Source organism: Lichenibacterium minor, assembly GCF_004137685.1.
Lineage (GTDB): Bacteria > Pseudomonadota > Alphaproteobacteria > Rhizobiales > Beijerinckiaceae > Lichenihabitans > Lichenihabitans minor.
The window spans coordinates 1-798 of the sequence record NZ_QYBB01000173.1 but is presented as its reverse complement, the minus strand read 5'-3'; the positions used below and the strand labels follow the sequence as shown (position 1 = coordinate 798).

Here is a 798-nt window from a genome sequence, read left to right as displayed (position 1 = left end):
CCGGACGCGCGGCCGGGCTTCAGCTCCTCCGTCACCCGCCGCTGCAGCCGGGCCACGGGGTGGCCCGTTTCCGCCGCGACCGCGACGGGGCCCACGTCGTCCCCGGTGCGGAAGAACGCGATGGCGGCCTGCAGCTGCTCGGCCTGGCCCGACAGCTCCTCCGAGGTCGACGACACCTGCTCGGACGCCGCGGCGTTCTGCTGCGTCACCTTGTCGAGCTGGCCGATGGCCTGGTTGATCTGCGTCGTCCCCACGTCCTGCTCGCGGCACGCCGCCGTGATCTCCTCGACCAGCTCCGCCGTGCGCCGGATGTCGGGCACCAGCTTCGACAGCATGGCGCCGGCGCCCTGCGCGGCCTTCACGGTTTCGCCCGACAGCGCGCCGATCTCGGCCGCCGCCGCCGCCGAACGCTCGGCCAGCTTGCGCACCTCGGACGCCACCACGGCGAAGCCGCGGCCGTGTTCGCCGGCCCGCGCCGCTTCGACGGCGGCGTTGAGCGCCAGGAGGTCGGTCTGGCGGGCGATCTCCTGCACCACCGTGATCTTGCCGGCGATCGTCTGCATGGCTTCGACAGCCTTGCCGACCGCGATGCCGCTGGCTTCCGCGTCGGCCGCCGAACGGCGGGCGATCACCTCGGTCTGGCCGGCATTGTCGGCGTTCTGCTTCACGTTGGCGGCCATCTGCTCCATGGACGCCGAGGCTTCCTCCGTCGAGGCCGCCTGCTCGGTCGAGCCCTGCGACAGCTGCTCGGCCGACGCCGAAAGCTCCTGGCTGCCCGACGACACGTTCCGCGCCGCC

At 73.3% G+C, this 798-nt stretch carries 1 protein-coding gene; it reads right to left on the bottom strand.

Annotated features, from left to right (window positions below; genetic code table 11):
* On the bottom strand, positions 1 to 798 hold a 798-nt coding region (locus D3273_RS27920; protein WP_245501430.1), incomplete at both ends, for a methyl-accepting chemotaxis protein.